General features: G+C 72.7%; 14 protein-coding genes. 5 read left to right on the top strand and 9 right to left on the bottom strand.

Features of this window, described 5'->3' with window-relative positions:
* Window positions 1-40: 40 nt before the first annotated feature.
* Entirely contained in the window at window positions 41-1,225 is a 1,185-nt protein-coding gene (locus ACWD38_RS13135; protein WP_184483612.1) for a MarP family serine protease, read from the top strand.
* Between the two features lie 121 nt (window positions 1,226-1,346).
* Here ACWD38_RS13135 and ACWD38_RS13130 read toward each other — a convergent pair whose 3' ends face one another.
* The 3 genes from ACWD38_RS13130 to acs all read right to left on the bottom strand — a co-directional run bounded on the left by ACWD38_RS13130 (window position 1,347) and on the right by acs (window position 5,325).
* On the bottom strand, window positions 1,347-1,859 hold the full coding sequence (locus ACWD38_RS13130; RefSeq protein WP_184483610.1) for a phage holin family protein: 513 nt from the start codon (window positions 1,857-1,859) through the stop codon (window positions 1,347-1,349).
* Between the two features lie 72 nt (window positions 1,860-1,931).
* The gene (nhaA, locus tag ACWD38_RS13125; protein ID WP_184483608.1) at window positions 1,932-3,149 is read right to left on the bottom strand and encodes a Na+/H+ antiporter NhaA; all 1,218 of its coding nucleotides are present in this window, start codon (window positions 3,147-3,149) and stop codon (window positions 1,932-1,934) included.
* Window positions 3,150-3,345: 196 nt separating this feature from the next.
* Window positions 3,346-5,325 carry an acetate--CoA ligase gene (gene acs, locus ACWD38_RS13120; RefSeq protein WP_184483606.1) on the bottom strand — a complete coding sequence of 660 codons (1,980 nt, stop codon included), beginning with the start codon at window positions 5,323-5,325 and terminating at the stop codon, window positions 3,346-3,348.
* Window positions 5,326-5,595: 270 nt separating this feature from the next.
* Here acs and ACWD38_RS13115 point away from each other — a divergent pair, with 270 nt between their 5' ends.
* A complete protein-coding gene (locus ACWD38_RS13115) occupies window positions 5,596-6,351 on the top strand; it encodes a Fic family protein (RefSeq protein ID WP_184483604.1) in 756 nt (251 codons plus the stop codon).
* Window positions 6,352-6,467: 116 nt separating this feature from the next.
* The gene (locus ACWD38_RS13110; protein ID WP_184483602.1) at window positions 6,468-7,400 is read left to right on the top strand and encodes a nucleoside hydrolase; all 933 of its coding nucleotides are present in this window, start codon (window positions 6,468-6,470) and stop codon (window positions 7,398-7,400) included.
* A gap of 14 nt (window positions 7,401-7,414) precedes the next feature.
* On the opposite strand, the gene murQ is transcribed toward ACWD38_RS13110, so the two are convergent.
* A complete protein-coding gene (gene murQ / locus ACWD38_RS13105) occupies window positions 7,415-8,344 on the bottom strand; it encodes an N-acetylmuramic acid 6-phosphate etherase (protein ID WP_184483600.1) in 930 nt (309 codons plus the stop codon).
* Window positions 8,341-9,267: a MurR/RpiR family transcriptional regulator gene (locus ACWD38_RS13100; RefSeq protein WP_184483598.1), complete on the bottom strand. Its 927-nt coding sequence runs from the start codon at window positions 9,265-9,267 to the stop codon at window positions 8,341-8,343. Before ACWD38_RS13100 ends, murQ begins: the two co-directional genes overlap by 4 nt.
* 181 nt (window positions 9,268-9,448) lie before the next feature.
* Here ACWD38_RS13100 and ACWD38_RS13095 point away from each other — a divergent pair, with 181 nt between their 5' ends.
* Entirely contained in the window at window positions 9,449-11,086 is a 1,638-nt protein-coding gene (locus ACWD38_RS13095; protein WP_450124118.1) for a hypothetical protein, read from the top strand.
* On the top strand, window positions 11,083-12,909 hold the full coding sequence (locus ACWD38_RS13090; protein WP_450124117.1) for a hypothetical protein: 1,827 nt from the start codon (window positions 11,083-11,085) through the stop codon (window positions 12,907-12,909). Before ACWD38_RS13095 ends, ACWD38_RS13090 begins: the two co-directional genes overlap by 4 nt.
* Before the next feature lie 3 nt (window positions 12,910-12,912).
* Here ACWD38_RS13090 and ACWD38_RS13085 read toward each other — a convergent pair whose 3' ends face one another.
* The 4 genes from ACWD38_RS13085 to ACWD38_RS13070 all read right to left on the bottom strand — a co-directional run bounded on the left by ACWD38_RS13085 (window position 12,913) and on the right by ACWD38_RS13070 (window position 18,232).
* Complete coding sequence (locus tag ACWD38_RS13085; protein WP_450124116.1) at window positions 12,913-13,302, bottom strand: PPOX class F420-dependent oxidoreductase; 390 nt, start codon at window positions 13,300-13,302, stop codon at window positions 12,913-12,915.
* Between the two features lie 102 nt (window positions 13,303-13,404).
* Window positions 13,405-15,153: a serine hydrolase domain-containing protein gene (locus tag ACWD38_RS13080; protein WP_450124115.1), complete on the bottom strand. Its 1,749-nt coding sequence runs from the start codon at window positions 15,151-15,153 to the stop codon at window positions 13,405-13,407.
* A gap of 21 nt (window positions 15,154-15,174) precedes the next feature.
* Entirely contained in the window at window positions 15,175-16,422 is a 1,248-nt protein-coding gene (locus ACWD38_RS13075; RefSeq protein WP_184483588.1) for an exo-beta-N-acetylmuramidase NamZ family protein, read from the bottom strand.
* Window positions 16,423-16,426: 4 nt separating this feature from the next.
* On the bottom strand, window positions 16,427-18,232 hold the full coding sequence (locus tag ACWD38_RS13070; protein WP_450124114.1) for a glycoside hydrolase family 3 protein: 1,806 nt from the start codon (window positions 18,230-18,232) through the stop codon (window positions 16,427-16,429).
* Between the last annotated feature and the right edge of the window lie 319 nt (window positions 18,233-18,551).

Raw genomic sequence — 18,551 nt, 5'->3', positions numbered from 1 at the left:
TCGTGCCGGTAGGGGGCGGGACGCGGAGGAAGGGTGTTCGGTGAACTGGGTCGATCTGCTGGTGGTGGCGCTGGCGCTGCTGGCCGCCGTGTCCGGTGCGCGCAACGGCCTGGTCACCGCGTTGTTCTCGTTCCTCGGGGTGTTCGTCGGCGCGATCGTGGGGCTGCGGGTGGCGCCGCTGCTGCTGGAGCGCTTGGACAGCCAACCGGCCCGGATCGGTTTCGGCGTGGGCATCGTCGTGCTGCTGGTGGCGTTCGGCGAGACCTTCGGCATGTGGGCGGGCCGGGAGCTGCGGGACCGGATCACCTCGCCGAAGTTGACCGGCGTGGACAACGTGCTGGGTGCGGTGCTGCAGTGCGTGGCCGTGTTCGTGGTCGCCTGGCTGGTGGCGCTGCCGTTCACCTCGGCCACGGCGATGCCGGGACTGGCGTCGGCGATCACCCGGTCGCAGGTGCTCAGCCAGGTGGACTCGGTCATGCCCCCGGCGGTGAAGTCGTTGCCGGACGACCTGCGCCGGATGCTCGGCGTGAGCGGGTTCCCGGACGCGCTGGAGCCGTTCTCGAAGACTCCGGTGGCCGCGATCGACCCGCCGGACCAGGCGCTGGCCGCCAGTGACGTGGTGCGCAACGCCCAGACGAGCGTGGTGAAGGTGCGGGGCCGCGCGGCCTCGTGCGCGCGGGCGCTGGAGGGCACCGGCTTCGTCGTGGCCCCGAACCGGGTGATGACGAACGCCCACGTGGTGGCCGGCACGGATCGGGTGGCGATCGAGGTGGGCCGCGGTGAGTTCTCCGCGGACGTGGTGATGTTCGATCCGGCGACCGACCTGGCGGTGCTGGCGGTACCGGACCTGGACGCGGACGCGATGCCGCTGGACCGGGCGGAGGTGCCGCCCGGCGCCAGCGTGATCGCGCTTGGCTACCCGCTGGACGGCCCGTACACGGCGTCCGCGGGCCGGTTGCGCCAGCGCATCAACCTGCGCGGCCCGGACATCTACGACGCGAACACCGTGGTGCGGGACGTCTACACGGTGCGCGGCAAGGTGCAGAGCGGGAACTCGGGCGGTCCGCTGATCGACCCGGAGGGCGATGTGGTGGGCGTCGTGTTCGGCGCCGCCGTGGACGACCCGGAGACGGGTTTCGCGCTGACCGCGGACGAGGTGTCCGACGAGGTCGCGGAGGCCTCGTCGCTGACGACGCCGGTCCCCACCGGCGAGTGCACCGGCTGAGGCGTTCGCCGCGGAACTCCGCGCCGCGGACGCGTGAAAGGCCAGGGACCCGGTTCGCACCGGGTGCACCTGGCCTTGGCGTCGATCCCTTCGACGTCCGCGCGGGACGTCCCGGTTCGCGCTAGCTCGTGATGGCCTCGTGGGCCGAGTCCTGCCCGCGGCGCTTGGTGAGCTGCTTGGTGTCCTTGAGCGTCGCGATGGTGCGCTTCGGCGCTCGGATCTTGCGCACTCGCAGGTAGCCGAGCAGTCCGAACAGACCGGCCACGAGCAGCATCAGCAGGAACACGATCCCGAAGGAGGCCCAGCGCCAGATGCCGAGCGCGTTGAGGCCTTCGGCGAGCGTGAAGAAGAGGAAGAACATGCTGAAGCCGAGCACGGCCAGCGCGAGGACGAAGAAGACGCTGCCTTTGACGCCCTTCTTGACCTCACCGGTGACTTCGGCCTTCGCCAGTTCGATCTCCGCGCGGACCAGCGTCGACAGGTGCGCGGTCGCGTCGCGCACGAGGGCGCCGATCGACTGCTCGCTGCCCGCGCCAGTGCCCTCTTCGGACAGCGGGAGGGACGTGACGGCCGACCAGGCTGCGCCGTCGCTGCTGCCTTGCTGGTTCTTCTGGGCGCTGTTCACGCCCGCCATCGTGCCACGCCCCCCGAACGGTGACCGAGTGAGACTCCTCGGGTGTTATCGGTGAGTGATCTCCGAGACCGCTCAGTTCCGCTCACGGGCGGCCCGCCGACCGCGCCGCAGCAGCATCGCGGAGGCGACGAGCGAGGCGAGCGCGGAGGCGATGAGCACCGCCGTCTTGGCCCGCTCGGCCGCGTCCCCGGCCAGTGACAGCTCGGCGATGAGCAGGCTCACGGTGAAGCCGACGCCGCCGAGCATCGCCAGCGCCGACAGGTCCCGCCAGGTGACTCCGGCGGGCCGCGAACCGAGCCCGAGCTTCACCGCCAGGTAGGAGGTGCCGAAGATGCCGAGGAACTTGCCGAAGAACAACCCGGCCATCACGGCGATCGGGATGCGGTCGTGGAACAGCGCGCCGAGCGCTTCGCCGTTCACCGGCACCCCGGCGGCGAAGAACGCGAACACCGGCACGATCAGCCCGGCCGACCAGGGCTGCAGCCGGTGTTCGAGCCGCATCGACGGCGAGGCGGTCTCGTCCGGATCGGTCCGCACCCTGGTCAGCAGCCCGAGCGCGACCCCGGCGATGGTGGCGTGGATGCCGCTGCTGTGCACCGCGACCCAGGTGGCCAGCGCCAGCGGCAGGTAGAGGTACGGGGTGGTGATCCGCTTGCGCTGCGCGAACCAGTAGGCGGCGCAGAGCACGACCGCCGCGAGCAGCGCGAGCACGCTCAGCCCGTCGGTGAACAGCACGGCGATGACGATGATGGCGCCGAGGTCGTCGACGACGGCGAGGCTGAGCAGGAACACCCGTGCCGCGGTCGGCATCCCCGATCCGGTCAGCGACAGCACGCCCAGCGCGAACGCGATGTCGGTCGCCACCGGGATCGCCCACGCCTGGCCGGCGCCCGGGGCGCCGTACCCGATGGCGAAGGCCATCGCGGCGGGCACGACCATGCCGCCGAACGCGGCCAGCACGGGCAGCGTCGCGGTCTTGCGGTCAGCGAGTTCCCCGACGACGAGTTCCCGCTTGAGCTCCAGCCCGGCGACGAAGAAGAAGATCGCCAGCAGCCCGTCCTTGACCCATTCGCCGACGGTGAGGTCGAGGTGCAGCGCGTGCGGTCCGACGGAGAAGTCCCGCACGCCTTCGTAGAGGCCGCTGACCGGGGAGTTCGCCGCGATCAGCGCGAGGGCCGTCGCGACCAGCAGGACCATGCCGCCGACGGTTTCGGTGCGCAGGTACTCGGCGAAGTCGAAGACCTTGGAGCGCGCGCCGTCGGGGGCGGATTCGGATTCGGGTTCGGTCATCGGTAAGCCTTCCGGTCGCGAGCACGTTGACGCCTCGCCGACCAGACTTCCCGGCACACCCTGCGAGCGACCCTAACAGCCACGGCGCGGCCCACCGCCGTGTCGAACATCTCGATGCTTCACGGGGAGGCGGCGACACGCGCGAGGAAGGCCCGGTCCCGCGCAGGGGACCGGGCCTTCTCAGCGCGGTGCGATGTCACTCGTCGGAGGACTTGTTCAGGCCCTTCGAGATGAGGTCCATGACCGAGGAGTCCGCCAGCGTCGAGACGTCGCCGACCTCGCGGTTCTCCGCGACGTCCCGCAGCAGCCTGCGCATGATCTTGCCGGAGCGCGTCTTCGGCAGCTCCTGCACGACCATGATCTGCCGCGGCTTCGCGATCGGGCCGATCTCGTGCGACACGTGGTCGCGCAGCGCCTTCAGCGCCGCCTCCCCGCCCGAGCCGTCGGCGGCGTTGCCGCGCAGGATCACGAACGCGACGATGCCCTGCCCGGTGGTCGGGTCGCTCGCGCCGACGACCGCGGCCTCCGCGACCGTCGGGTGCGACACCAGCGCCGATTCGACCTCGGTGGTGGAGATGCGGTGCCCGGAGACGTTCATGACGTCGTCCACCCGGCCCAGCAGCCACACGTCGCCGTCCTCGTCGTACTTCGCGCCGTCACCGGCGAAGTAGTACCCGAGGTCGGCGAACTTCGACCAGTAGGTGTCCTTGAAGCGCTGATCGTCGCCCCAGATGCCGCGCAGCATCGCCGGCCACGGCTTGTCCAGGACCAGCAGTCCGCCCCCGCCGGGGCCGACGTCCTCACCGGTCTCGTCGACGACCTTCGCGGAGATGCCCGGCAGCGCGACCTGCGCCGAACCGGGCTTGGTCGCGGTGACGCCGGGCAGCGGCGAGATCATGATCGCCCCGGTCTCGGTCTGCCACCAGGTGTCCACGATCGGGGCCTTGCCGCCGCCGATGTTGTCCCGGTACCAGATCCAGGCCTCGGGGTTGATCGGTTCGCCGACGGAGCCGAGCACGCGCAGCGAGGACAGGTCGTACTTCGCCGGGATCTCCGCGCCCCACTTCATGAACGTGCGGATCGTCGTCGGCGCCGTGTAGTACAGCGTCACGCCGTACTTCTGCACGATCTCCCAGTGCCTGCCCTCGTGCGGGCTGTTCGGCGTTCCCTCGTAGATGACCTGCGACGACCCGTTGGCCAGCGGCCCGTACACGATGTAGGTGTGCCCGGTGACCCAGCCGATGTCGGCGGTGCACCAGTACACGTCCGACTCCGGCTTCAGGTCGAAGACGTTGCGGTGCGTGTAGGCGGCCTGGGTGAGGTAGCCGCCGGAGGTGTGCAGGATGCCCTTCGGGCTCCCGGTGGTGCCGGAGGTGTAGAGGATGAACAGCGGGTGCTCGGAGTCGAACACCTCCGGGGTGTGCTGGTCGGACTGCGGCTCGACGACGTCGTGCCACCACTTGTCCCGCTCGTTCCACTGCACGTCGGTGGCGGTGCGCTTGACCACGAGCACGTGCTCGACGCTCGGGGTGTGCTGCACGGCCTCGTCGACGTTGGCCTTCAGCGGCGCGGCCTTGCCGCGGCGGTACTGGCCGTCGCAGGTGATGACGACCTTCGCCTCGGCGTCGTTGATCCGGGCGCGCAGCGCTTCCGAGGAGAAGCCGCCGAACACGACGCTGTGCAGCGCGCCGAGGCGCGCGCAGGCGAGCATCGAGAACACGGCTTCGGGCAGCATCGGCAGGTAGATGGCGACGCGGTCGCCGGCGCCGACGCCGAGCGAGGCGAGCGCGTTCGCGGTGCGGCTGACTTCGCGCTGCAGCTCGGCGTAGGTGATCTCGCGGCTGTCGCCGGGCTCGCCTTCCCAGTGGATCGCGACCCGGTCGCCGTTGCCGTCGTCGACGTGGCGGTCCACGCAGTTGTAGGCGACGTTGAGCTTGCCGCCGACGAACCACTTCGCGAACGGCGCGTCGGACCAGTCGAGGACCTGCTCCCACTTGGTGTCCCAGTGCAGGTGTTCGGCTTGGTCGGCCCAGAACCCCTCCCGGTCGGCCGCCGCCCTGTCGTACATCTCCGACGTTGCGTTGGCCGATGCGGCGAACTCCGCCGGCGGCGGGAACGTCCTGCTCTCGGTGAGCAGGTTGTCCAGGGTCTTGCTCGGCCCGTCGGGCTGGCTCATTGCGGGGAACCTCCCTGCTGGCGGACGGCTGATGTCTTCTAGACCGTAATGCGATGGGGCTCACTCCGACAGAGCCGGAAAAATCGGTGTGGACCAATTCGGCCGGAGGAGGTGTTCCCCCGAGCCCCGCACCAGGGAGTCAGTCTCAAGCCGAAAACGTTGCAATCGAGTTGCCAAACGATCGGGCGACCCGCCGTGACGAGGGGTCGAGCGCCGTCCGAACACGGGTTGTCCGCTCGCCGCACCGACCGGCAGGTAGCGTCCAGCCCCGTGAGTGCCCAAGAGTCGTTGCTCCCGCTGCTGGAGCTGCCCGGTGTCACCGACGCGGTCGCCGCCGCGCGGACGGCGATCGACGAGATCCACCGGCACCCGGCGAACCGCCGCGGCTGGCCCGCGACCAGCGCCGAGGCCTCGGTGCGAGCCGCGCGCGCCTCGGCCGCCGTCGCCGGTGGCGCCACCGAGATCCCGGACAGCGGCGAGGTCAGCGACCCGCTGCTGGCGGGCGCGCTGCGCGTGGCGGAGGCGCTGGGGCCGTTGCTGCCCACCTGGCAGCGCGCGCCGCTGCAGGCGCTGGCGCGGCTGCACGTGCTGGCCGCCGCGGACCTCCCCGGTGACCCGGAGCGGCTGGGCAGGCCGCGGGCCGACGAGGCCGTGTCGGGCAGGCTCGACCTGCTCTCCCAGGTGGTCGCGGACGCGGGCGGCAAATCCCAAGGCGTCGTGCCGGGCCCCGTGCAGGCGGCCGTCGTGCACGGAGAGCTGCTCGCGCTGGCCCCGTTCGGCGAGGTCGACGGCATCGTGGCGCGGGCCGCCGCGCGGCTCAGCGTGATCGGCAGCGGACTCGACCCGAAGGGCCTGGTCGTCCCGGAGGTCGCGTACTTCCGGCGGCAGGCCGACTACGAGGCCGCGGCGGCGGCGTTCGCCACCGGCGAACCCGACGGGGTCGCGCGGTGGATCGTGCACTGCTGCACGGCGCTGGAGACCGGCGCGCGCGAGGCGAAGTCCATCGCCGACGCCGTCGAAGCCTGATCCGAGGTCGGTGCGAGGAGCCCGCGCAGGGCGCTTCCCCGATCGTCGTGTCGTCAGCGGCGGCGCAGCCGGGAGCTGCGCCGCGCGCATCGTGCTGGAAACGCCGAGGAGCGGACGTGCCCAAGAAAGTCCTGATCGACTGCGATCCGGGTATCGACGACGCGCTGGCCATCGCGTTCGCGCACGGCCGCCCGGAGCTCGAACTCGTCGGGCTCACCACCGTCGCGGGCAACGTGGGCCTGGCGCACACCACGAACAACGCGCGGTGCCTCGCCGAGTTCTACGGCATGGACGTGCCGATCGCGGCGGGCGCCGACCGGCCGCTGGTGCGGGAGGGCGTGCTCGCCGACCAGGTGCACGGCGGCAACGGGCTCGGCGGCGTCGTGCTGCCCGCCGCCGCGACCCCGGTGGTCGACCGGCACGCGGTCGACTTCCTCATCGACGAGCTGGCCGCCGCGCCCGGGCAGATCAGCCTGCTCGCGGTGGGGCCGCTGACGAACATCGCGCTGGCGGTGCGCAAGGAACCCCGGATAGTCGAGTGGGCGCGCGAGTTCGTGATCATGGGCGGCTCGTACACGCGCGGCAACCGCACCCCGGCCGCGGAGTTCAACGTCCTCGCCGACCCCGAGGCCGCCGCGGTCGTGTTCGACGCGGGCTGGCGCACCACGATGATCGGCCTCGACCTGACCGCCCAGGCCCGCGCCACCGCCGACGTGCGCGACCGGTTCGCCGTGCTGGGCCGGTTGGAGTCGGAGCTGCTCTCACCGATCTTGGACTTCTACGGGCGGCACCCGCACTACCGGGAGCACGGACCGGCGGTGCACGACGCCTGCGCGGTCGCCTACGCGCTCGATCCGGGCCTGTTCACCACGGTGCCCGCGCGGGTCGACGTGGAGATCCACGGCCGGTTCACCTCGGGCATGACCGTCACGGACTTCGCCGCCCCGGCCGCGCGGCACAACGCCGAGGTGGCGACGGTCCTCGACACCGAGCGCTTCTGGGACCGCCTGCTCGAAGCCTTCAGCCACGTCGCCACCGGAATGTCCTGACCCACGCTGGATCTTCAGCCGGACAGGGAGCGGAGGGCTTCGCGGACCTGGCCGTCGGAGACCGCGAGGGCGGCGGCGGCGCGTTCCACGTCGGCGCCGGTGAGCAGGTGCACCAGCGCGGTCTTGAGGTCGCCGCCCGCGGCGCCGAGCGCGTCCGCGCAGTCGTCCTCGGAGGCGTTCGTGGCCTCCCGCAGGATGCCCACGGTGCGTCCGCGCAGCTTCGCGTTCGTCGCGAGCAGGCTGACCATCAGGTTGGAGTAGGTACGTCCCATCCGGACCATCACGGCCGTGGAGAACGACGTGAGCACCAGTTTCTGCGCGGTGCCCGCCTTCATCCGGGTGGATCCCGCGATGGGTTCGGGGCCGGTGTCCACCGCGATCGCCAGGTCGGCGGGGGCGTCGGCGGCCGATTCGGGATTGGCCGACATCAACGCCGTGCCCGCCCCGATCTCGCGGGCCGCGCGCAACGCGCCCAGCACGTACGGCGTGCGGCCGGACGCGGTCAGCCCGAGCACGAAGTCCGAGCTCGTCACCGCCGAGCGCATCGCCGCCGCGCCCGATTCGGTGTCGTCCTCGGCGTTCTCCACCGGCTTCTGGAACGCGCCGCTGCCACCGGCCTGGTGCGCCACGACCCAGTCCGCGGGCACGTTGTAGGTGGGGATGAGCTCCGCCGCGTCGAGCACCGCGAGCCGCCCCGAGGTGCCCGCGCCGACGTAGTGCACCCGCCCGCCGCCGCGCAGCGCGGTGACGGCCATGTCCACCGCCCGCGCCAGTTCGGGCAGCGCCCGGCCCACGGCCTCCGGCACGGTGCGGTCCTCGGCGTTGAGCACCTGCAGGATGTCCAGCGTCGGCAGCAGGTCGATGTCCCTGGTCCGGTCGTTGGTGCGCTCCGTCGGCGCGTTCACTCGCACGGCGGGCTCGTCCGCCGGTGTGTTGCGGCTCATCGACCGTCCTCCTTGTGCCTGCGGCGATCGGGGCGGGCACCGAGCCGGTGCGCGCCGACCGCCTCGTAGGTGACTTCCAGCGCTGCCTTCGTGTCGTCGATCCGTCGTTGCGCCACGCCGATGAACAGGCAGTCGATCACGGTGAGCTGGCCGATGCGGCTGGCCATCGCCCCGGAACGGTAGGTCGTCTCGCGCACCGCCGTGGTGAGCACGTGGTCGGCGATCTCGGTGATGGGGGAGCGGCTGAAGTTGGTGAGCGCCGCCGTGACCGCGCCGCGGTGGCCCGCTTCGCGCAGCGCCTCGATGGTCTCGGTGGTGGCGCCGGTGTGCGAGATGCCGAGCGCCACGTCGCCGTCGCGCAGCAGCGCCGCCGAGGTCAACGCCGCGTGCGTGTCCGACCAGGCGAAGCAGGTCAAGCCGATGCGGTGCAGCTTCTGCTGCAGGTCGAGGGCGACGAAGGCGCTGGCGCCGACGCCGTAGACGTCGATGCGGCGGGCCTGCGCGACGGCGTCGACCACCGCGGACAGGGCGTCCGCGTCGAGCTGGCCCGCGGTCTCCTCCACCGCTTTCGCGTCGGCGTAGGCGACCTTGTCGATGATCTGGTCCAGCCGGTCGTCCGGCTCGATGTCACCGCCCAGGTCGCGGTCCCGGCTGGAGGTGCGCGCGGTGTCGGCGGCGAGGGCGATGCGCAGGTCCGGGTAGCCGCCGACGCCGATGGCCTTGCAGAACCGGGTCACGGTGGTCTCGCTGGTGCCGGCGGCCTCGGCCACGTCGGTGATGCTGCGCCGCGCGATGGAGGCGGGCGCGGACAGCACGATGTTGGCCACCCGCTGCTCGGCTTTGGCCAGACCGGGGAGCAGGGAGCGGATGCGGACCAGGGGGCTGGTCGCACCGGCTTCGGCGGGGGCGTCGTCAATGGCCATGTGGGAAACTTACTAACGTCGATCTGCGCAGGTCAATGCGGGTATCTCCGTGATGTTCGGGATCTTGCCGGTTTGGGTGCGTGGAGCCCTGTCATCGGGGGGACGGTGTTCGGCGCCCGCCGGGTTGCACCGCGGATTCGCTACCCTGCGCAGAGGCGCCGACGGTGCGAAGCGGGGTGACATGAGCGGGCCAGCGGACCTCGGCTCCGAGTTGTTCTGCGCGACCGGGTCGGTCTCGACGTCCGTCGCCGAGCACGCCGAGTTCCTGCTCCAGCAGCACGAGGCCGGTGCCCTGCGGCTCTACGACCGCGGTGCGCTGGACCCCGCGGACCCGGCGACCCCGCTGCGCCACCGGATGACGTGGCAGCGCGACGGCGACCCGGTCTCGGCGGTGCTGGTGCTGCTCGCGCGGGACGAGCAGGTGCGGTTGTGGTTCGCCGCCCGCTGTCCCGCCGGATGGGGGCACGGCGTGCCGTCGCCGCTGATCCGGGCAGGTCTGGCGCGGTTCCCGCTGGCCGATCCGCGCAGCGGTCTCGCCGTCACCGGTTCCACGCTGCGCGACGACCCGGAGGACGTGGCGGGATTGCTCGCGGCCACGCGGGATCGGCGCGGGGAGACGGCGGTGCTGGTGCGCCACGTCGACCGGGAACCGGGGAGCCCGCTGGTGGTGCCGCGCCGGTCGGCGGAGTTCCGGAAGGCGACGATGGGCTGCGCGTCGATGGTGTTCATCGGCGACGCCGTGGCGCGGCGGCTCGCCGCGGAACTGCCGGAGCGGCTGCGGATCCCGTGGCGTGGCGGCAGGTTGTTCCTCCCGAGCGCCTGGTCCGCCGAGCGCGACGACCCCCGGATGTCCGAAGTGGACGCCGAAGGCGCCGGGGCGTGGCCGGAGGCGGTCGACCTCGCGCTGCGGGTGTCGCGGCGCAGGGAGACCGGCACGGCGGACGCCGAACTGTGGTCGATGCTGTTCACCACCGCCTGGCACGACGAGCGGGTCGCCGACACCCCGGCCGGGCCGGGGGAGCGGTGGTTCGCGGTCGCCGGTGGCGCGGACAAGTCCGACCTGCGCCAGCGCATCCAGGGAGCCGGTGCGCGGCAAGCGGAATCGAAGGAGGCCGCGGCCCGGCGCGCGGACGCGGTGAGCGGGCTGAACGCGGAGATCGACCAGGCCACCGCCAGGCTCGCCGGGCTGGAGCGGTCCCGGCGCAGGCTGGCGAGCGCCGCACTGCGGCTGCGCGCCGAACGCGACGTCGCGCGAGAACGGCTCGCGGGCACCTCCCTCGGCGTCGCTCGCGGCAGGCAGGACGCGGCGGTGCGCTCGGCGCGGGCCGCTGCGCGGCGGCTGGCCGACCGGGAGCAGGAGCTGGAACGGTTGCGGGGCGCGGAGGATCGGTCGCACACCGCGCTCGGCCGCGCCGCGGTGCCCGAGCCGATCCGGCCGGTGGAACCCGCCGGGGTGCGCTTCGGCCCGGGGGTCGGCGCGGAGATCGAGCGCCTCGACGACGCGCGGGCGCGGCGGTGCCGGCAGGTGCTCGACCTGCTCGCCGCGCACGCCGCCGCACCCGGCCCTTCGCTCGCCGAGCGGTTGCGCGCCGAAGGGATCGCGCCGGGGGTGCCGTCGCCGGTCGAGCACGCCGCCGTCACCTTCCGGGTGCCGTCCGAAGTCGATCCGTCCGGGTGGGCGCCGTTCCCCGAGTTCGCGCGGCTGGACCACGCCGGTGATCCGCGGTGCGTGCTGCACTACCTGGACGACACCGCCGGGCCCACCGGCGTGGTGCACGTCGGCCACGTCGGACCCGAACTCGCGGCCGGTGCGCCGTGAACGGGGACGCCGGTGGTCCGGCACCGCTGCGCCGCACCGCGTTCTGCGCGGCGGGGCACGCCGACGCTTCGCTGCGCGACGCCGAGCGGTGGCTCGTCCGGTCGCACGAATCCGGGGAGCTGCGGCTGATCGACGCGGGTCGCGAACCCGGCGGTGACCTGCCGCGGCGCTGGCGGGTGAGCTGGGGGCAGGGCTCCGCCGCGGTGCGCGCGTCGCTCGTGGTGTCCCGCGGCGCGGACGGCGGGAACGCGTTCTGGGTGTACGCGGAGGCCGCCCGGCCCTGGTCGATCAGGGACCAGGTCACCCCGGTGCAGAAGCTGGGCCTGCTCGAAGGCGGGCTGCGGGATTCACGCGGGGTGTACTCGCTGACCGAGCAGAACCCGCTGGTGGGCTTGGACGACGTCGAGTTCCTGGTGCACACGTTCGCCGAGGGCATGCGGGACTCGCCGGTGCTCGTCTACAACGACGACTTCGGCCGGTCGCTGCCCTCGGAGCTGGTGCGCTTCCGCAACGCCACCCGCGGACTGTGCGGGCTGCTGCCCGCCGACGATTCCGTCCGCGACCGGGTGAACGCCTTGCTGCCCGCGGACCGCCGCATCCCGGCCCGCGCCGCTCGCCTGTACCTGCCGCCGTGGTGGGTGGCGCACGAACCGGATCCGGTGATCCCGCAGGACCGGTTCGCCCGGCCCGGTGACTGGCGGAAGCTGGTGGACGCGGTGCTGCGGGTGAGCACGTGGCGCGCGGGCGGCGCCATCCGCATGACCGGTGAGGCGTGGCAGGCGCTGCTGTTCGATCCGATGCACGACCGGCGCGTCACCGCGGACGCCCGCGGCGGGATGCTGCACTGGCTGCCCGCCGCGGACGACGGCGGTGCGCGGGTGCTGCGCAACCGGCTCAGCGCCGCCGCCGAGCAGGAGGACGTCGCCCGCGACCAGGCGGATTCCGCCGCCGAAGCGCTCGCCGAACGGCGTGCCCGCGCGCAACGGCTGCGGGGGCGGGAGCAGCGCGCACAGCGTTCCCGGCGGCGGCTGGCGGAGCTGGCGGTCCGGTTGCGCCGGGAACGCGACGAGGCGGACGAGGCGTTGCGGTCCGGTTCGGTCCCGGCGGCGTGGCGGGCGGCGCGCGACGCCGAACTGGAGGCGGAGCTGTACGCGGCCGAGCTGGACGACGTCGAGGACGAGCTGCTCCGGCTGCGCCACCGGATCGCCGAGCGGGAACGCGTCGCGGACGAGGACCCCGGTGCGGGCGGAACTTCCAGCGACGGCGGGAGTTCCGTCGAGGACGGGGACCCCGGCGACGCCCCGCCGAGCGGAGCACCCGACCCCGCGGACTTCGCCGATCTGCTCACCGCCGTCCGCCGCGACCTGCCCGCGCTGCGCGTCGGCCCCCAGGTCGAACCGTCCGAACTGGACGGACACCGCCGCAGCGCGCAGTGGTTGCGGCGCACCTGGAACGTGCTGGTCCTGCTGGACTCCTACGCGCGCGACCGGGCCGCCGCCACCGACCACGGCCGTCTCGACCTGCGCGGCTTCGCGCACTACGTGCGGGTGCACGGGGGCGAGCGGGGGATCAGCGCGACCTCCGTCGCCTCGGGGGAGACCGAGATGGTGGTCAACACTCCGCGGTTCCGCAACGCCCGCACCTTCCCGGTGCCGCCCGAGGTAGACGCCTCCGGTCACGCGTTCTTCGGCGCCCACGTCAAGATCGACCGCAGCGGCGGGGTGGCTCCCCGGCTGCACTACTTCGACGACACCCGCGGCCCCACCGCCGCCGTCCACATCGGCTACCTCGGCCCGCACCTGCCCAGTCCGGAATCCAACTGACCGTCAGCCCGGCACGTGCTCCGGTTCGACCAGCACGACCACGCGCTCATCCCCGGGCTGTCCCCACTGGTAGACGTCCTCGCCGGTGTACTTCTTCGCCATCTTGTTGATGAACGCGTTCTCCGGATCCGGTTCCGCGCCGACGACCCGGCCGCGGATCTCGACGTAGCGGTACGGGTCGTCCGGGTCGTGCGCGGACAGCGCGATGCGCGGATCCCGTTGCAGGTTCCGGAACTTCTGCCGGGCCGTGGTCTGGCTGAACTTCAGGTACGTGCCGTCCCAGTCGATCCACACCGGGCTGGACTGCGGCTCGCCGCGCGGACCGAGCGTGGCGACGTGCGCGAAGGCGCGCTTGCCGAGGATCTCTTCCAGTTCCCGGGGAATCACGGACATGGCACTGCCTCCCGACGCTCGACTGCGAACACCAGGAACGACACCGCGCTCGCGACGGCTATTCCGCGTCGCGGCGCGGTTCCCCCGTTCGGGAAGAAGTCGTCAGCGGTCCACCTGCCGCCAGCCCTGGGCGACGAGCCCACCGGGTTCGCGCTCGCCGTCGAGCAGCGTGCGCCGCTGGTCGGCGACGGAGATGCCGTCCAGCAGCACTCCGCGCCCGACGTACTGGTCGTCCGGGGAGTAGCGCCAGCGCAGCTGCACCCGCTGCCCCGGCTGCGCGTCCACCGTGCCGCGCACCTGCCACCACGCGCGGTGCCCGGACCCCGCCAACTCCTGCTGCGGGCCGTCCGGCGCGCCCGCGCCCGCCGCCGTCACCGGCACGCGGCGCCACGACCTGCCGCCGTCCGCGCTGGACTCGACGGTGAGCGCGTCGACCCCGTCGCCGTCCCGCTGGGTGTCCACGAACGAATCGAAGGTCACCTCCGCGGGACCGGCGACCGGCCCCAGCTCGCGCGTCGTCAACGTCGCCGGCGCCGCCGCCGGAGCCGCCCACTCCCGCGAACCGCGCGTCGGGCGCACCGCCAGCGACTCCGCCATGCCCTGCGCGAGCGCCTGCCGGGCCTCGTTGTTCGAACCCCACTCGCGCGACGGGTGCACCCGGTTCGTCAGCAGCACCACCACCGAACGCGACAGCGGGTCCAGCACCAGCGACGTCCCGGTGTAGCCCGTGTGCCCCGCGGTCCGGGGACTGCTGAGCCCGGCCATGTACCAGCGCTGGTCCAGCTCGAACCCCAAGCCGTGCGAGTTGCCGGGGAAACCGCCGTTGAAGTCGGTGAGCATCCGATCCACCGAGTCCTCGTCGAGCACCTCGGCCTCGCCGTAGGTGCCGCCGTTGAGCAGCGCCTGCCCCAGGATCGCCAGGTCGTGCGCGGTGGAGAAGATCCCCGCCTCCCCGGCGACACCGCCCAGCGACCACGCGTTCTCGTCGTGCACCTGGCCGCGGACCATGCCGCGCGGCGGGTCCGCCTGGAACTCGGTGGCCGCGATGCGGTCCCGCTTGTCCGCGGGCGGGTTGTACCCCGTGTCGACCATGCCCAGCGGTTCGGTGATGCGGTGGCGCACCACCTCGTCGAGCGGCTCACCCGCCACGCGCGCCACCAGCAAGCCCAGCGTGATCATGTTCGGGTCGGAGTACTCGTACCCCGACCCCGGCGGGTGCTGCGGCGTCAGGTTCATGACGTGCGGAATCCGCTCGTGCGGCGGCAGCTTCCACAGCTGCACCTCGGCCTGCAGACCGGAGGTGTGCGTGAGCAGCTGGCGCACGGTGATCGCTTCCTTGCCGTTGACGCCGAACTCCGGCAGGTACCGTGCGACCGGTGCGTCCAGCTCCACCCCGCCGTCCTCGACCTGCTGCAACGCGGCGATCGAGGTGAACAGCTTCGTGATCGAGGCGACGTCGAAGATCGTGTCCGGGCGCATCGGCTCCTGCTGCTGCGGCGGCAGTTCGGTGCCCCGGCCGTCGGCGTAGCGGATCTCCCGGCCGAACGCGTCCTGGCGGACCACCACGCCGTCGTGCGCCAGCAGCGCGACCGCTCCCGCGTACATCGGGTGCTGCCGCCCCGGAGTCACCTCCGTCCACGCCGCGATGCGCCGCATGGCCGCGTCGATCGGCCTCGCGTCGAGACCCGCCTCCTGCGCGGAACCGGGCCGCAGCACGGTGTCCGAGGACGCGAAGCCCTCCTGCGGGCGGTCGAACCGGCCTCCCGGGCCCTCCGGTGCCGAAGCGCACGCGGGACTCGCGGTGGCCGCGGCGACCGATGCCAAGACCAGCGCCGACAGCGTTCTGCGCATCACGACCTCACCCCTCGAACGTCACCGGTACAGCGAATACCGTGTCCGCGACCGGCGGAACCCGGCCAGCTCGGCGTTCCACGAGCCGACGATCTCGTCCACGCCCGCGCCCGCGTCGATCATGGTGCGAACCCGGTCGGTACCGGCCAACTTGTCGAACATGCCGTCCGGGCGCCAGCCGAACACCTGCGGGTACAGCCGCTTCACCGAGACCAGCATGGTGATCGCGACCCGCACCGCGTCGAGCTCGCCGTGCCGGTACAGCTGCACACCGCCGCAGGTCGCCTCCGCGTGCTTGGAGAACGTCGGTACGAAGTAGGTCTCGCGGAACCGAACGCCCTCCAGCCCGGCGGCGTTCAACTCCTCGGCCCACCGCCAGTCGATGCCGGGAGCGCCGATGATCTCGAAGGGGCGCGTCGTGCCCCGGCCTTCGGACAGCACCGTGCCCTCGAACAACCCGGTTCCCGGGTACACCATCGCGGTGTCCGGCGTCGGCATGTTCGGGCTCGGCGGCACCCACGGCACCGCGGGCTGCGCGCCGCGACCGCGCCAGCCCTCGACCCGCACCACCTGCAACCGGTCGCCCAGCGGTGCGTCGAGGAACTGGGCGTCGAACATCTTCGCCAGCTCGCCGATCGTCATGCCGTGCTGCTGCGCGATCGGCAGCAGTCCCACCCCGGAGGCGAACCGCGGGTCCAGGACCGGGCCCGCCACCTGGTGCCCGCCGATCGGGTTCGGCCGGTCCAGCACCACGAACTCCGCGCCGACCTGGGAGGCCGCCCGCATCGCCTCGTACATCGTCCAGATGTAGGTGTAGAAGCGGGCGCCGACGTCGGCGATGTCGAACACGACCCGCTGCACCCCGGCCTTGCGGAACATGCCCGCCAGCGTCGCCACGTCCGCGCCGTACGCGTCGTACACCGGGATGCCGGTGCGCGGATCGGTGACGTCGCCCTCCGAACCGCCGGCCTGCGACGTTCCCCGGAAACCGTGCTCGGGGCCGAACACCGCCGCGATGTCCACCCCCTCGGTGCCGTGCATCGCGTCCACCACGTGCTCCAGCGACGCCAGCACCCCGGTGGGGTTGGTGACGACCCCGAGCCTGCGTCCGGCCAGCCGCTGCCAGCCCTCCGCGGCCAGCACGTCCGCGCCCGTGCGCACCGGCCCGGTCGCCGGATCGTCCGGCGCCGCCGCGCACGCGGTGCCCGCACCCAGCAGCGGGGCGGTCAGCGCGGTCGTCGTCAGGAATCCCCGCCTGTTCAGCGGCATCGGGTCACCAGCTCAATCCGTGGCCGAACGGGAAGCGCTCCGTCCCGGGGGCGTCCGGATCGGGCACCGGCACCGGCAGCCTCCCGGTGGGGCCGATCTCGCCGAGCAGCACCCGCGCCAGCGACTCCATCGCCACCGGCTTGTCCGAGTACGTCGCCACCCAGGTCGGCACCGACTCCACGTAGGCGGCGTCGTACGGGTCCCGCACCGGGACCGCGATCACCCGCACGCCGGAGGCCTGCAACTCGCGCACCAGCACGCGTTGCGGTGCGTTGTCCTCGTTCCACGCCGCGTTGGTGAGCACCACGGCGGTGTCGTGGCCCTTGGCCGCGTCCACGGCCTGCGCGATCTGCTCGGGCGTCGGCGCCATGCCGGTGGGCAGCGCGGTCGTCCGCGGCCCGCGCGCCCCGATCCGCTCGGCGAGCGACTTGGTCGCCTCGTCCCCCGCGCCGGTGACCAGCACTCGGCCCGGATCCCGCAGCGGCAGCTCGTTCGCGTCATTGCGCAGCACCGTCGTCGTGCGGTCGGTGATCCGCTGCGCCTGTTCGCGGTGCTCGGCGCTGCCGACGAGTTCGTCCACCTTCGCCGGGTCGACGAACGGCGCGTCGAGCACGCCGCGCACCCGCTTCATCTCCAAGATCCGCTCGACGCTGGCGTCGATGCGGTCCTCGGTCAACGCGCCCGAGCGCACCGCGCCCAGCACGCCGTCGATCGCCACCGGCAGGTTCTGCGGCATCAGCAGCTGATCGGCGCCCGCCTGCAGCGCCAGCACCGGGATCTCCGCGTCCGAGTGCTGCTGGCGCACCCCGTCCATCTGCAGCGAATCGGTGGAGATCACGCCCCGGAAGCCCAGCTCGTCCCGCAGCATCCCGGTGAGCACCGTCGGCGACAGCGTCGAGGGCTCACCCGAGTCGTCCAGCTTCGGCACCACGATGTGCCCGCTCATCACGACGTCGGCGCCCGCGGCGATCGCCTCGCGGAACGGGGGCGCGTCGAGCTGCTCCCACTGCTCGCGGGTGTGCTCGATGACCGGCAACGAGGTGTGGCTGTCCTGGTTCGTGTCGCCGTGGCCGGGGAAGTGCTTGATCGCCGCGGAGACGCCTTCCGCGCCCGGTTCCTGGTAGCCGCGCACCGCCGCCGCCGACAGCTGCGCGGCCAGCGCCGGATCGGACGAGAAGGAGCGCACCCCGATCACCGGGTTCGCCGGGTTCACGTTCACGTCCCCGCTCGGCGCGAAGTCCTGGTTCAGCCCCATCGCGCGCAGTTCCTCACCGGTGATCCGGGCGGACGCCGCGGCGTCCTGCGGACTGCGGCCCGCGCCCAGCGCCATGTTGCCGGGCAGCTGCGTCGCGGGCTCCCCGATCCGGGTCACCTGGCCCTGCTCCTGATCGGTGGAGATCAGCAGCGGCACCTCGGCCCCGGAGGACAGCGCGGCCCGCTGCACGCCGTTGGAGTGCTCCGCGATCTGCTCCGGGTCGTGGAGGCTGTCGGTCCAGTTGAAGTGGATCAGCCCGCCCAGGTGGTAGCGCTGCACCACTTGAGCCGGGGTGTCCACGCCGAACTCGGCCTTGTTCTCCGGGTGCGGGGAGTCGGCGGAGCGCCCGTAGGCGTAGGTGGTGAACAGCTGGCCGACCTTCTGCTCCAGCGTCATGGCCTGCACCTTGGCCTTGACGGAGGGGTCCACCTCGCTGTGCACGGTGGGGGCGGCCGGTTCCTGGGCGCCCGCGGCGGACAGGCCGCCGCCGACGGCGAGCACGGCGACCGCGCTGCCGAGGACCGCCGTGATCCGGCGGGACTGCTTCGAGCCCACGGGGGACCTCCTGGGGCTGTTGCCCACAGTCCCGTGGCGGGGCGCCGGTTCGGGGTCGGCGGGCGAGGGCGGAAAGTCGTCCACCACAACGCGGGTGGAATCCGGAAGCTACCCACATGCCTTTGCCCGGTCAACGCCATTCGGCGGCGGTGGCGGGGAAAATCCCTGATCAGCTCATCGGAGCGAGGGTCCGCGCCGGGCCTGGCGCATGAACGGCGGCGCCCGCCTCGGCGAGCGCCGCCTTTCGCGTGGTGGACGGGTTACCAAGCGTGCACGAATGTCGTAACTTCCGGGCTAGGCGTCCGGCGTCCCGGTACGC

The sequence above is a fragment of the Saccharopolyspora sp. NPDC002578 genome (assembly GCF_053592695.1).
Note: the sequence above shows the minus strand (reverse complement) of the source record. Positions and strands in the feature narration are given on the sequence as shown.